This window comes from Sphingobacterium sp. UBA6645 (assembly GCF_002455685.1).
In the GTDB taxonomy this organism is placed as follows: Bacteria; Bacteroidota; Bacteroidia; order Sphingobacteriales; family Sphingobacteriaceae; genus Sphingobacterium; species Sphingobacterium hotanense.
The window spans coordinates 17,467-32,013 of the sequence record NZ_DKLH01000022.1 but is presented as its reverse complement, the minus strand read 5'-3'; the positions used below and the strand labels follow the sequence as shown (position 1 = coordinate 32,013).

Below are 14,547 nucleotides of genomic sequence, written 5' to 3'. Positions count from 1 at the left end.
TAATGTCCCACATCCATAGCGGCCCTAGGTCTAAATACTAACTACTAAATACTAACTACTATTCATTGGGTTTGAAAGGGGTATGACACGAAGCATTCTCCCTTTTGTTGCGTAGAATTGTGTTAGATGGGCGTTATGGAGCGAGGGTCTGGATAAAGTAAAATTCTCAACAAATATTCGTTCATTATTAAAATAAAAAATGTAACTTTGCACTCCGACAAAGCAGTCGGAATTCCCTCTTTCTATCAGACATTTCCTTGTCTGTTTTGTCGGCAACAGTTTTTGTATTTAACAATTGAAATAAATAATAATGCCTAGAAACACCTCCATTAATTCGGTATTAATCATTGGATCTGGACCTATTGTCATCGGTCAAGCCTGTGAATTTGATTACTCAGGATCTCAAGCAGCCTTATCTTTAAAAGAAGAGGGTATTTCAGTTTCCATCATCAACTCTAACCCTGCAACAATCATGACTGATAATGTTGTAGCGGATCATGTTTACCTACTTCCATTAACATGCGAAAGTATTGAGCAGATTCTTCAAGAGCGTCAAATCGATGCTGTTTTACCTACAATGGGTGGACAGACAGCTTTGAACTTGTGTATTGAAGCATCAAACCGCGGTATTTGGGACAAGTACAACGTGAAAGTAATCGGTGTTGATGTTGCAGCGATTGAAAAAACAGAAAACCGCGAGGAATTCCGTCAATTAATGATCGACATCGGCGTTGGGGTTGCGACTTCAAAAATCGCTAACTCTTTCTTAGAAGGTAAAGAAGCGGCACAAATCATTGGTTTCCCATTGGTTATCCGTCCTTCTTATACATTGGCTGGAACCGGAGGTGGGTTCGTACATAAGAAAGAAGATTTTGACGCGGCTTTAAATCGTGGTCTTCATGCTTCGCCAACACACGAAGTATTGGTTGAGCAAGCGGTTTTAGGTTGGAAAGAATTTGAGCTAGAATTGTTGCGTGATACAAACGATAACGTAATCATTATCTGTACTATTGAGAACTTTGACCCAATGGGTATCCACACGGGTGACTCGATCACAGTAGCACCAGGAATGACGCTTTCTGATAAGTGCTACCAAGATATGCGTAATCAAGCAATTAAGATGATGCGCTCGATCGGTAACTTCGCTGGAGGTTGTAACGTTCAGTTCTCAGTGAATCCCGAGAATGAAGAAATCATCGCGATCGAAATCAACCCTCGTGTATCTCGTTCTTCAGCATTAGCATCAAAAGCAACAGGTTACCCCATTGCGAAAATCGCTGCGAAATTAGCTATCGGTTATAACTTAGACGAGCTTCAAAATCAAATTACAAAGACTACCTCTGCTTATTTCGAGCCGACGTTAGACTATGTAATCGTGAAAGTTCCTCGTTTCAACTTTGATAAATTCAAAGGTGCAAATAAAGAATTAGGTCTGCAGATGAAAGCTGTTGGCGAGGTTATGGCAATCGGCCGTACGTTCATCGAAGCGCTTCAAAAAGCAGCACAATCATTAGAAACTGGCCGTGCAGGTCTAGGTGCTGATGGTCGTCAATCTAGAAATTTAGAAGAGATCATGTACAGCTTGGAGCATCCAAGTGCTGATCGTCTTTTCCATATTAAAGATGCTTTCGAACTAGGTGTTCCATTGGAATCTATTCGTAAAGCAACGCTTATCGACAAGTGGTTCTTGGTACAGATTCAAGAATTAGTACAATTGGAGGGTGAACTACGTCGCTACCAATTGAACAATATCCCTCGTGATTTCTTCATGACCTTGAAACAAAAAGGATATTCTGATTACCAAATTTCATGGTTGTTGGGGAATGTGACGGAAGATGAGGTTTATGACCGTCGTAAAGAATTAGGTATAAGTCGTGTTTATAAAATGGTTGATACATGTGCGGCAGAATTCCCTGCACACACGCCTTACTACTACTCGACTTTCGAAGATGAGAACGAATCTATCGTTTCTGATCGCAAGAAAATCATCGTATTGGGTTCAGGTCCTAACCGCATCGGTCAAGGTATCGAATTCGATTACTCATGTGTACACGGATTATTAGCTGCAAAAGAATGTGGGTACGAAGCAATCATGGTTAACTGTAACCCTGAAACGGTTTCTACCGACTTTAACATGGCCGATAAGTTATACTTCGAGCCTGTATTCTGGGAGCATGTTCGCGAGATTATCGAACTAGAAAAACCGGAAGGTGTAATCGTACAGTTAGGTGGTCAGACGGCATTGAAGATGGCTGAGCGCTTAGAAGCTTTAGGTGTGAAAATCATCGGTACTTCATTCGAGAATATGGACTTAGCGGAAGATCGCGGTCGTTTCTCTGATTTATTGAAAGAGTTAGAAATTCCTTATCCTAAATATGGTGTTGCTACGAATGCTGAGGAAGCATTGAAAGTGGCAAACGAAGTTGGTTACCCGGTTTTAGTACGTCCTTCCTATGTGTTGGGTGGACAAGGGATGAGCATTGTGATCAACGATGAGGACTTGGAAAAAGCAGTAGTTAACCTATTGAAGAGCCTTCCAGGAAACCAGATCTTAATTGACCACTTCTTAGACAGAGCGGAAGAAGCAGAGTCGGATTCTATCTGTGATGGTGAAGATGTACACATCATCGGTATGATGGAGCATATTGAGCCTGCAGGTATCCACTCGGGAGACTCATCGGCGGTACTGCCTCCATTCAGTCTATCGGAAGGCGTTCAACAAAAGATGGAAGAGTATTCAATCAAATTAGCGAAAGCATTGAACGTAAGAGGTTTATTGAACATCCAATTTGCAATCAAAGATGAGAACGTATATGTAATCGAAGCGAATCCTCGTGCATCACGTACAGTTCCTTTCATCGCGAAAGCTTACGATGTTCCTTACATCAATATCGCTACGAAAGTCATGTTAGGTGAAAACAAGCTGAAAGACTTTAGCATCGTTCGCAAGTTAGAAGGATACGCAATCAAAGAACCAGTATTCTCATTCTCAAAATTCCCTGAGGTTGATAAACAATTAGGTCCTGAGATGAAATCAACTGGTGAAGCAATTCGTTTTATCAAAGATTTGAACGATCCTCACTTTAGAGAATTGTATAGTCAAAAATCAATGTTCTTAAATGCACAGTAGATTTAGATATTAGATTTTAGACATTAGATATAAGAACCTGCTGCAGTGCAGGTTTTTTTTATGTTTTAAGGGGAGAGATTTAGAATGTTGGTTGTCTTGAACCAGGAAAAGAAGAAAATTTGTCTTGAATCAGGAAAGGAAGGAAAATTTGTCTTGAACCAGAAAAGGAAAGATGAAAAGATAAACAGGATCCTGCATATCCTAAAATCCTTCCTTTCTTGGTTCAAAGACAACTCTCTTTCCTCTTAAAATGCAAAAAAACCGGCACTGCTGCAGGTTCTTATATCTAATGTCTAATATCTACTTCACACATCTAAAACCAACATTATTTGTTGGTGAGTTTACTTCTCCTTTTCCTCGGCTGCCGGCTTTATAGCGTTCGCAGTATTGATCGTTGCAAAGAAAAGAGCCACCACGCTGTACGCGTTTTACGGCGCCGGGTTCTTGGGGGTCATAAGATTCTGCAGGACCTTTCGGGTTTTCTTTTGGACTGTTTGCGTAGTAGTCTGGTCTATAAAAATCGGAGCACCACTCCCATACGTTTCCTTCCATATCATATAATCCGTAAAGGTTGGGTGGGAAATGCTTAACGGGAGCTGTTGATTCGTAGCCGTCTTCCTTGCTATTGTTGGTTGGGAAAGTTCCTTGGAATATATTGGCCATCCATTCACCATGCGGTGTTTTCTCGTTACCCCAATAATAGGTTTCATCCGTATGTCTTCCCTCTTTGGCTGCGAATTCCCATTCGGCTTCGGTTGGCAATCTCTTCCCTGCCCATTTCGCATATGCTTCAGCATCTTCGTAAGCTAGTTGGGTGACAGGATGATCGCCTTTTCCTTCTATCGTGCTTTCTGGACCTTCAGGATGACGCCAATTTGCCCCCGGGACATAATCCCACCACTGAAGGTGGTTCTGCATCCCCTGCACCTGATTTGGCGCTTTGAACACTGCCGACCCCGGAACGAGTAACTTGGGATCTACATTCGGAAATTCTTTTGGATCTAAAGGCCGTTCTGCTACCGTGATATATCCTGTAGCCTTTACAAACGCGGCATATTGATCATTCGTGACTTCATGCTCATCCATATAGAACGGTGACAGCGTCACTTCGTGAATAGGCTTTGCATCGGTGAAATTTGAAGACCCCATCTGAAAGGTTCCTCCTTTTATGTATACCATCTTGACCGTATCTTTTCCCTGTTGTGCAACATTTGCTTTCATAATCGCAGTCGCACGAGACGGTACCGCCTCAGCATGACATAGCATCTGCGAGGAATCCACGGCAGTGGCCTGCTGAGCAAATCCTGGCAATATAGAAGCCGAAGCAATTAAGGTAGTAAAGATAAGTTTTCGCATAGATGGAGGCTTTTGCTGGTAATAATACAAATATAGTAGGCTTTTTGAGAATTGAAAGAAATAGTCTACCAATTTAGTAGCATTTCTTACTTACGGGATGAATTAGCCCAAACATAAAGTAAAAATAGTATTTGCACAAAAACTTTCATGTTTCCATTGAAATACCAACCGGAATGATAATTCTTGATGGCCTCTAAAAACAGACACTTTCAGAAAAAAAGGGGTTTTCCAAAAAATTGGAAAACCCCTCTATATTCTTTCAGATTCTACAAGCTATATGACCTATGATTAGGAATTCCTACTCTAATGTCTAATATCTTTAATCTAATATCTATTCTTACTGAACATTCAACTGAACATCTTTTTTAGATTCTACTTTAGCACGGATTCCAGTGTTACCACCACCGTTTAAAGTCATATCATGAGGTTTATTGGTTTTCCAATTACCTCTAGTGAAGTCAGGGATATCCACCGTTCTGCTGTTTTTTGCTACCGACTGAACGCTCAAAGGAACCACTGCACTCCAAGATGCACCGTCATATACTGTTTGATCCAATGGAAGACCATTTCTTAAACAGTCAATTAAACGCCAGTCCATCATAAAGTCCATACCACCATGACCACCAACTTGTTTTGCTTGTTCACCGATGAACTTCACTAGCTCTGGTGTGTATTGGTCGTATAACGCTTTTAATTCCTCAGGCTTAATATAGCTGTGTCCGAATGCGATACCCTCTTTAGGATATTTCTGTGCGAATCCTTTTGTACCGCTCAATAAGTGGATACGAGAATAAGGGCGAGGTGAGGTAACATCATGTTGGATCATCATCGTTTTACCTTTTTCTGTTTTGATCAAGGTAGTATCCATATTTCCTCTGTAGCGTTTGCCAACAAATTCTTGGAAGAATGAGTCTTTACCTGCCAATTCACGCGCTTTATCAGCCATCATGAAGTCGTTAGATTGCATAGCAACAAGATGATTCATTTTATCACCACAGTTGATATTCAAACATTGAGCGATTGGACCAATACCGTGCGTCGGATATAAGTTACCATTCATCTTAATGTTTTCACGCAATCTCCACATGTTGTCATAACCGTTTTTGTTGAAGTTAAGATCTAATAAATCGTGGATATAAGCGCCTTCTGCATGTACTAATTCACCGAACATGCCCTGACGAGCCATATTAAGAGTCAACATTTCGAAGAAATCATAACAACAGTTCTCCAACATCATACAGTGCTTCTTAGTTGCTTCTGATGTCTTAACAACTTCCCAAATCTCCGAGATTGTTAAACCAATTGGAACTTCAGTTGCTGCATGAGCACCCGACTTCATTGCTTCAATAGCCATTGGAGCATGGTATTCCCATGGTGTACAGATATAAACTAGATCTAACTCTTCGTTCTTCAGCATGGTTTTCCAACCATCTTCACCTGAATAAGCTTTCGCTTCTTTAAGACCTTTTTTGGTTAAGATTGTTTGAGCCTTGGTTACACGGTCTGCATGTCTGTCACATAATGCAACAATCTCTGCACCTTCAATATATGAAATACGATCCACAGCACCGGGACCACGCATTCCTAATCCAATAATTGCGACCTTTACTTTATCAATTTTCGGAGCTGCAAAGCCCGACATATTAAAGTTTTGGGAAGCAAACACTTCGTTTTGCAAAGACGGTAGAGTTATCGCAACACTCGATAACAGGCCAGCCTTCTTCAAGAAATCTCTACGCGAATTATTCATGGTAAATATTTAAATAAGATCTAATTTACAAAATCTTGGGTTTACAAAATTAAGGGGGACACGAAATCCCCCTAAAAATCACCTATTTTAAAACAAACTAAACAGTCAAATTGAAAATACTATCAAATAAATGAACGGTATAATTTGGTTAGGAGTATTATGCGTAACTCCATATACAATGATAAAACGAATTTTGAAAAAACAAAAATGATTTGTGCATGCAAACGTTTGTCCTATTTACACAACCGATTGCTCTTTTGTCAAAATCTTGTTATAAAGGCAATTAAGCTACAGATATCAGCAAATTGCCGCTACACTTAGCACACAGCGTTCTCTTAAGAGTTTTAATTTGAACATGGTCAATTATGCGTAAAGAGGTTTACTGCCATACGCAAATGAATAGGAAATTAGCTATTTTTGATAGACACAATTATCGAAACAATGAAAGTAGAACTACAACGTAAAAACCAGGCGGTACATTTTGAAGCAACAGCGCCCTCTTCATCAGTGAAAGTGAATATTGATGGTCCAGATTCTATTGGAGGCGAAGGAAAAGGGGTTCGACCAATGGAATTGGTGTTGATCGCGCTAGGATCTTGCAGTGTATTCGACTTAACGACCATCTTGGAAAAGCAACGTCAGGAAATTGAAGATATACAGGTAGAGGTCGAAGGACAAAGACGCGATGAGATCCCCAACATCTTTACGAAGATTCACATTACGTTTAAACTAAAGGGCAATATCGACGAGGTTAAAGCGCAGAAAGCTGCTGAACTAGCCGTGAAGAAATATTGTTCTGTACATGATATGCTAGCTGCCGGCGGCGTAGATATCACCTATAGCATTCAGCTCGCTTAATTTACTTCAATACTAATTTTGAAGGGTATACGACTTCCTGTGGAGTTTCTACATATTCCTTCTTATCTATACAGTCGAATAATATCTCGGCAGCGCGATGAGCTTGCTGTTCGGGATATTGTTCGATACTACCCATCGGCGGATTGTCCATATATTTCCACAAAGGATAATTCGCATAGCTAATGAAATACATATCTTGGTTTAATACAATACCGCGAAGCTTCGCGTAGCGGATAAGGTCCAGCGTCACGAAATCATTAAAGGATACAACAGCTGACGGTCTGTCTGCTAATGAGCATAGCTTCTCCATCGCCTCCTCATTGCCAGTTTCCGTTAAGTCGGTATGCACAATATAATTGCTGTCGAACGGAATACCATTCTTAGTTAATGCCTCGGTATAGGCAGCAGTACGGTCTTTACTTGCTAACAAAGACTCAGGACCATTGATCAAAGCAATCTTGTTATGTCCGCGCTCAATAAATGCGCTAATTGCTTCTATCATACCTGAGGATAGGTCGCTATATACCTTGTGCACATTCGGTAAATCAGGTACACAGTCGAAGAACACAACAGGGATCTCGGTTTTTGCTAACACTTCCATAAAGTCTGTGTCGCCCGTATTTTTTCCTAATGATACAAGGATACCATCCACACGATGCTTTTTGAAAGTTTGAACGATGTTCAGCTCGCGTTGCTCATCATCTAACGATTGACCTAGCAGTACGGTATATTTTTTCTCTTCAGCGACATTCTCGATGGCAGAAATAGCTTCGGAAAAGAAGGGTTCAGAAAGTTTGGGTAATATAACCCCAATGGTAAAAGTCTTACGTTGTTTGAAGAAGATAGCAGTTTGGTTTGGCTCATAGGCCATTTCTTCTGCCATCTTTTTAACGCGCATGGTAGTAACCAAGCCGATACTTGGATGATCATTTAACGCTCTTGACACCGTGGAAGGTGAAATCTTAAGCTTGCGTGCGATTTCTTTTATTGTGGTCGGTTTATTTCCTGCCATGCTGTAAAGTTAAGAATTTAATAATGAACTTTTAATTCTTTATTAAGTCCCTTTCGCGCAATTTATTTATTCTATTTAATGGAATTGCAGACGATGAACCTATTCTTGTAGATGCTCTCGCTTCGCGAGCAGCCGTCGTCAATGATCCAGTAGATAGGTAGTTCAATGCAGCGGCAATCATATTCTCATTCGGGTTTCCGAAGTCTAGCGTGACATTGTCCGTTATGTTTCTGATATCAGCAGGTATACCATCCCAATAGTCGGTATATCCCGAAGCATTAACAACTTTGAAAGATGCCGCCCAAAGACCGATCTTACCCATAATATCTTGTCGGTAGAATCCAACTGGTTTTCCGAACGTCGCGGACTCTTCTGCAACGAGTTTGACGTCCATGTACGGCTTCAGTACGCTAATAACAATTTCTGCCGCAGAAGCGGTATATTCAGTTACTAGGAACACTACCTTTTGAACTTCAGCATTATTGTTTTTATCGAAGATTTCATCGTCGAATTGAGCACCCCTTCCGGATTTATACTTCTCTAGATTCTTATTGACATCATATGAGAACATCAGTTGATTATCTCCTTTGCTATTGATAATCTTGTTGGCTAGGTAAATCGCAGTGCTAACATATCCACCAGTGTTTACTCGAAAATCTAATATCAGTTCATTGACATTGTTTTTCTGAAAATTATCAAAGGCTGCATTAAGATCGTTCAACATTGCAGTGCTATTACCGCGGTCATCGGTCATCTCTTCGAAGGAAGACAATGCTAAATAGCCGTATTTCTTAGTGCCAATTGTAAGTACAGAATCTTTAGTAACGGGATTGATATCATAACTGGTATAAGTCATCTCCGGAACGACAACCTCCTTGCCATCGCGCAATACTTTCAGGTTTAATTTAGGACCATCCAACGCAGATTGTATAAAAGAGGTATTGTTTTGGCTCATATCCGTATTTCCATTCACCTCAATGATACGGTCTCCCCTACGCATACCTTTGCTCTCCGCTGGTGATCCGCCTTCGATAAAATACGCATAGAGATATACGGCGCCACTCACACGTGCAAATGTTAGGTAAATACCATAACCATCTGCTAAGTCTGCCCGCTTCGCACGCGAACCGCCGTCGGAACTGATATCCTCAATTCTTGAAAACCGATCGATCGGTCCATCATAGCCGGCATGGAATGGCGTTTGCTGCATTAAAGCGCTGAGCACGTCATCTGGCGTACTGTATTTATCCGTAAAGCTAGAGATTGGGTCGTAAGTCCCTATGGATTCAGTCCAATAAGATTGCTCTTTATAATAGTAATAAACACTATCACGAAGCTTTTGCTCCTCTGTTCTCGAAGTATTCCGAGGTTCCGGCCTCGGTGGAGGGCTAATCTTCGTTATATCTTTTTTACAGCCGAATAATATCAGCAATGCAAAAAGGGGTATTAATTTTTTCATTCAATTTAACGCTAGTAGATGTTTTTTAGAGATATTCTAACAAGTAAACATACTCACCAAAATTCAGACCAGTTGATATCAAAAAAGATTAATACCCCAGCTAAATTATTTTATTTGTGGCATATTCTTGTCATTAGCAAACTTGAACATACTCATTGAAACATCGTTTTTCATTGGAATATCAAATGCTTTTGGTCTTATCTCTTGTCCAGTACTTGATCTTCTAGTAGACGCTGATGCAGACTGGTAAGTTTTATTAACGATATGATATAAAGCATCTGCAAACATACGCTCATCCGGATCGCCTAAGGCATGATGTATATCGTCTGTTGAGTTCTTCTTTGTACCGCTTAAGCCGTTGAAGTAATCGCCATTACCATCGCTGTTGAGCGTTTGGAAAGATGTGATGTAAAGTTCAGCATAATCATCAACAACCCCTAGTCCAAAGAAACCAACAGGTTTACCATAGGAACCTGCGTCGTTCTGGCTAATGATTTCTACTTGCATATGCGGAATTAGTGAGTTCATCAGCAATTCACTCGCTGAGGCTGTACTTTTTGTTACGAGGAAATAGATCTTTGAAAGGTTTAAGCTGTTTTCTTTATTGAATTTCACGGATCTGAAAGGTGCCTCCGGATTGCTTTCATTATCCCAACCCCAACCCTTTAAATATTCATTAATCTTGTAGCTGTACATGACGCCTGTTCCAACTTTTGTTGGAGCAAGCAAGTTCGTCAATAGCTCTGCAGCATTGGTTGATCCTCCTCCGTTATAACGTAGATCGACAACCAGTTCTTGAATCCCCTGAGATTCCAAATTCTTAACAGCCTGTACAAGTCCGTTGTAATAACTATTCGTACCGGTCTTTGTAAGCACCTCAACAAAGGAAGTGTATGCCAAATAGCCTACTTTCTTCCCTCCACGCTCTACTACTTTATTGGCAATAATAGGATCTATCTGATACGAAGCAGCATTCAAATTAACGGTAGAAACCTTTCCGTCTGCCGGATTTTTAACCTGAAGACTAATTTTTTCTGATCCGCCAAATAACTTATTCACCAAAGCAAAACCCTGATTCTTTTGCGTGGTATAGTCTATTTTACTATTGCCGTCAATGCTCAACACCTCCATGCCGCGAACAATTCCTGCAGCCTCGGCAGGGGAATTCTTCTGTACAAGCTTGATATAAAGCTTCGCATTTTGGGCTGTTTGGTCCGGCGAGAAATAATCAGGTACCAATCCGAACTCTTTATGTAGTCCTTGCCCGATCTCTTCACCAACCACCCCTTCGCGGTCGATAAAACTAAATCGATCCAATGTCGTATAGCTCTTCACTTTATCCAACACTTGCTCCGCCGTGGAAAGATTTCCTGTAAAAGCACGTAAATCTATCTCATCTTTACTTTTCATCTTAGGCTCAGGGATTTTATCTGTCCATAATGATAGTACAAGCGAATAATAATAGGTGGAGTCGCGAAGTAATATTTCTTTATCGGCATCCGGATTTGGTCCATCCTTCTTACAGGATGCGAACGCTGCTAAGAAAAGAGCGAGAACAAGGGTAATTCTGAATTTCATGGTTTTTTTCTAGTCAAATTGGTATCTGAGAAATGTAAATCTTCCACATTTACATTATTTTCAGAAGCAATATAACTAAAAGGTTCAATATCTCGGAAGGCTAACTCGTCTACAAAATAAACTTTAAGTTTCTTATCATAACCCTCCCAATCGATATGTCGCAATTTATTTAACTGTAAGGCAGGGTTGCCTTTGGTCAGAACGGCGATCTGTTTCCCTGATGCCGAGAGTTCCTTGAAAAGATTCTTGATCTCATCAAACAAGAACAACTTCAGCGGAAGATGCCCATTTACCTGTAATCGCTCAAAGTTTTCGCGATACTCTTCTTTCAGAGCAAACTGTTCTGCAGTCGCAGCGAACACCGCTTCTTCGCCTTTCGACAAAAGCGTGTCTTTCATAAACGCAGTCATCTCTGCCGAGATCGGCCTAGCCTCCGTAAACTCTAAAAATTGAGCAAATAAATAATAGACTTGTAACAAGAAATCCTGCTTAGGATACAAAACATCGTCCAACTCGAACAGATAGACCTTCTTGTCTTTTGGAAATTCTGAAATTGTCATGATTTGATTAAATAGTACACAATGCAAACTCCTCACCTTCATCCGAAAGTACCATCAGACCCGAGCCTGTAAACTGAACGCTCTGTCCGTCCAACACATTTACGCCATGATGAACGAGCTGCAGCTCCAGCTCCTTATTGGGATTTTGAAGCACGAAGAGTTCCTTCAACTCCTCTAAATCCGGCCCAAGCAAATGAATATCATATTCTTCGAACAGCAACTTCGCTTCAGCTAGGGTCTCGAGCTCTTTAAATCCCAATGCCAACAGATAGTTAATCTGATTATCCAGGCAGAGTTTCAACAATTCATGAGCAAAGGTAGGATTGACTCCATTAGGAATTGGGATATACTGCTTTTGTAGCACCGACGGAATGGACTCCGAAGTTGCAAACTGCACTTCAAACTTCTCTTTTATCATTTGGGCCACACGCTGTGCTAACGCACGTGTGCCATAGGTAATCAATATCTTCTCCATACTAGTAAATTAAACCATCGCGCATGTGGATGGTACGATCTGAAATGCGAGCCAAGTCCTCATTATGCGTCACGATGACGAAAGTCTGTTGCATCTTATCGCGCAAGTCGAAAAACAACTGATGTAAAGATGCCGCATTCTCCGAATCTAGATTTCCCGAAGGCTCATCGGCTAACACGATAGTAGGATCGTTTATCAAGGCGCGCGCAACAGATACTCGTTGTTGCTCCCCTCCCGACATCGCCGAGGGCTTATGTTTCGCACGATGGGCAACCCCCAAAACGTCCAGCAACTCCATCCCTCTCTTCTCCGCCTGGCCCTTGTCCATCCCAGCGATAAACGCAGGAATGCAAACATTCTCTAATGCCGTAAACTCGGGCAACAAATGATGAAATTGGAATACAAAACCAATATGCTTATTTCTAAAATCACTCAGGTTCTTCTCACTCAATGAAAACACATCGACCCCCTCGATCATCAAGGTGCCTTTATCGGGCTTGTCCAATGTCCCCATAATATGCAGAAGCGTACTTTTTCCCGCGCCGGAAGCCCCTACAATGGAAACAATTTCACCTTTATTAACCGATACGCTGACTCCCTTTAATATCGGAAGATCACCATAGGATTTAAAAATATTATTGGCCTTTAAGATCATACTGCGAAAATAGTAAAAAAATTAGCAGCTCCCTTTCTGCTATTGGTAAACTTCGGCCAGAAATAGACATTTATGAAAATAATAACTTGTCCCTTCCGAATAAATACGCTATTTTTACAGCAAATTTTTTTATCAATGAACATTCACGAATATCAAGGAAAAGAAATACTTAAGAGTTTCGGAGTAGCAGTACAAGAAGGTATTGTTGCTGAAACCCCAGAGCAAGCTGTTGAGGCTGCGAAAAGAATGAAAGAAGAATTCAACTCGGATTGGGTTGTGGTAAAAGCACAAATCCATGCGGGTGGCCGTGGTAAAGGTGGTGGTGTGAAATTAGCAAAAAACCATGATGAAGTATTACAACGTTCTACTGACATCATCGGTATGCAATTAGTAACTCCGCAGACTGGTCCAGAAGGTAAAAAAGTTAACAAAGTTTTAATCGCTCAGGATGTTTACTACCCTGGAGAGAGTGAAACAAAAGAATTCTACATGTCTGTATTGTTAGACCGTGCTACGGGTCGCAACATCATTATGTACTCAACAGAAGGTGGTATGGACATTGAAGAGGTTGCTGAAAAAACTCCTCACTTAATTTTCAAAGAAGAGATCGATCCTAAAGTAGGCTTACAAGGCTTCCAAGCACGTAAGATTGCTTTCAACTTAGGATTATCAGGCGCTGCACACAAAGACATGGTTAAGTTTGTAGCTGCTCTATACAAAGCATACGATTCTATCGATGCTTCTATGTTCGAAATCAACCCAGTATTAAAAACTTCTGATAACAAAATCTTAGCAGTAGACGCGAAAGTAAACTTAGATGAGAATGCTTTATACCGTCACGCTGATATCGCTGCATTACGCGACATCACGGAAGAAGATCCTACAGAAGTAGAAGCTGGTGAGTCAAACTTAAACTACGTTAAATTAGACGGAAACGTTGGATGTATGGTAAATGGTGCTGGTCTTGCGATGGCTACCATGGACATCATCAAATTAGCTGGTGGTGAGCCTGCTAACTTCTTAGACGTAGGTGGTACTGCAAATGCAGAGACTGTTAAAGCTGGTTTCAACATCATCTTAAAAGACCCTAACGTAAAAGCTATCTTAATCAACATCTTCGGTGGTATCGTTCGTTGTGACCGCGTTGCTCAAGGTGTTATTGATGCTTACAACGAAATCGGAAATATCCCTGTGCCAATCATCGTACGTTTACAAGGTACTAACGCTAAAGAAGCAAAAGACCTTATCGATGCGTCAGGTTTACAAGTTTACTCAGCAATCTTATTAAAAGAAGCTGCTGAATTAGTAACTAAAGTATTAGAAGAAGGTAAATAGACTGACTAGTATTTAGTAGTTAGTACTTAGTAGTTAGACCTATGGTCGGCTACACCTTCAAGAAAAAGCCACCTTATCGGTGGCTTTTTTATTTGTTATTAATATATGCGGAGTGTATCTTATTCGCAAAAGACCAAAATGGAATTATCATACCTCTGAGGCTTTCCTGCATTGCAGAAGTATGATTATCAAGATTTCAAAGAACGTCTACTGCCGGTTCCTCCCGGAAGGCAAAACAGTTAAGCTATTTGTAAGCAATAACTTTATTGGATTAAATAAGATGCTGTAAACCTATTTTATTTTTTGTATGAGTGTATATTAAATAAAATGTTTCCTCTTGAAGTCTATCCATCGAAATTGTGTACCTCACTTTTTATAA

General features: G+C 40.6%; 11 protein-coding genes. 3 read left to right on the top strand and 8 right to left on the bottom strand.

From position 1 onward, the window contains the following. The first annotated feature begins 310 nt into the window (after window positions 1-310). Window positions 311-3,130: a carbamoyl-phosphate synthase large subunit gene (gene carB, locus B2400_RS03785; RefSeq protein WP_149524796.1), complete on the top strand. Its 2,820-nt coding sequence runs from the start codon at window positions 311-313 to the stop codon at window positions 3,128-3,130. A 300-nt stretch (window positions 3,131-3,430) separates the two neighbouring features. On the opposite strand, the gene B2400_RS03780 is transcribed toward carB, so the two are convergent. Together B2400_RS03780 and B2400_RS03775 are read right to left on the bottom strand one after the other, a co-directional pair. After that, on the bottom strand, window positions 3,431-4,486 hold the full coding sequence (locus B2400_RS03780) for a formylglycine-generating enzyme family protein (RefSeq protein WP_149524795.1): 1,056 nt from the start codon (window positions 4,484-4,486) through the stop codon (window positions 3,431-3,433). Window positions 4,487-4,823: 337 nt separating this feature from the next. Further along, complete coding sequence (locus tag B2400_RS03775; protein WP_149524794.1) at window positions 4,824-6,236, bottom strand: Gfo/Idh/MocA family protein; 1,413 nt, start codon at window positions 6,234-6,236, stop codon at window positions 4,824-4,826. Window positions 6,237-6,677: 441 nt separating this feature from the next. On the opposite strand from B2400_RS03775, the gene B2400_RS03770 reads away from it, so the two are divergent. Further along, window positions 6,678-7,094, top strand: coding sequence for an OsmC family protein (locus tag B2400_RS03770; protein ID WP_149524793.1), 417 nt, complete (start codon window positions 6,678-6,680; stop codon window positions 7,092-7,094). A gap of 1 nt (window position 7,095) precedes the next feature. Here the strand turns inward: B2400_RS03770 and B2400_RS03765 are convergent, their stop codons facing one another. The 6 genes from B2400_RS03765 to B2400_RS03740 all read right to left on the bottom strand — a co-directional run bounded on the left by B2400_RS03765 (window position 7,096) and on the right by B2400_RS03740 (window position 12,830). After that, window positions 7,096-8,106, bottom strand: a complete 1,011-nt coding sequence (locus B2400_RS03765; RefSeq protein ID WP_149524792.1) for a LacI family DNA-binding transcriptional regulator — start codon at window positions 8,104-8,106, stop codon at window positions 7,096-7,098. Window positions 8,107-8,137: 31 nt separating this feature from the next. Beyond that, entirely contained in the window at window positions 8,138-9,565 is a 1,428-nt protein-coding gene (locus B2400_RS03760) for a S41 family peptidase (RefSeq protein WP_286652290.1), read from the bottom strand. 105 nt (window positions 9,566-9,670) lie between these two features. Beyond that, entirely contained in the window at window positions 9,671-11,143 is a 1,473-nt protein-coding gene (locus B2400_RS03755) for a S41 family peptidase (protein ID WP_286652289.1), read from the bottom strand. Next, the gene (locus B2400_RS03750) at window positions 11,140-11,703 is read right to left on the bottom strand and encodes an HAD family hydrolase (protein ID WP_149524789.1); all 564 of its coding nucleotides are present in this window, start codon (window positions 11,701-11,703) and stop codon (window positions 11,140-11,142) included. The genes B2400_RS03755 and B2400_RS03750 overlap by 4 nt, the downstream gene beginning before the upstream one ends. 7 nt (window positions 11,704-11,710) lie before the next feature. Next, window positions 11,711-12,178, bottom strand: a complete 468-nt coding sequence (locus B2400_RS03745) for a hypothetical protein (RefSeq protein ID WP_149524788.1) — start codon at window positions 12,176-12,178, stop codon at window positions 11,711-11,713. A gap of 1 nt (window position 12,179) precedes the next feature. Then, complete coding sequence (locus B2400_RS03740; RefSeq protein ID WP_394344163.1) at window positions 12,180-12,830, bottom strand: ABC transporter ATP-binding protein; 651 nt, start codon at window positions 12,828-12,830, stop codon at window positions 12,180-12,182. A 138-nt stretch (window positions 12,831-12,968) separates the two neighbouring features. Between B2400_RS03740 and sucC the strand changes: the two genes are divergently transcribed. Continuing rightward, a complete protein-coding gene (gene sucC, locus B2400_RS03735) occupies window positions 12,969-14,168 on the top strand; it encodes an ADP-forming succinate--CoA ligase subunit beta (protein ID WP_149524786.1) in 1,200 nt (399 codons plus the stop codon). Window positions 14,169-14,547: the final 379 nt, after the last annotated feature.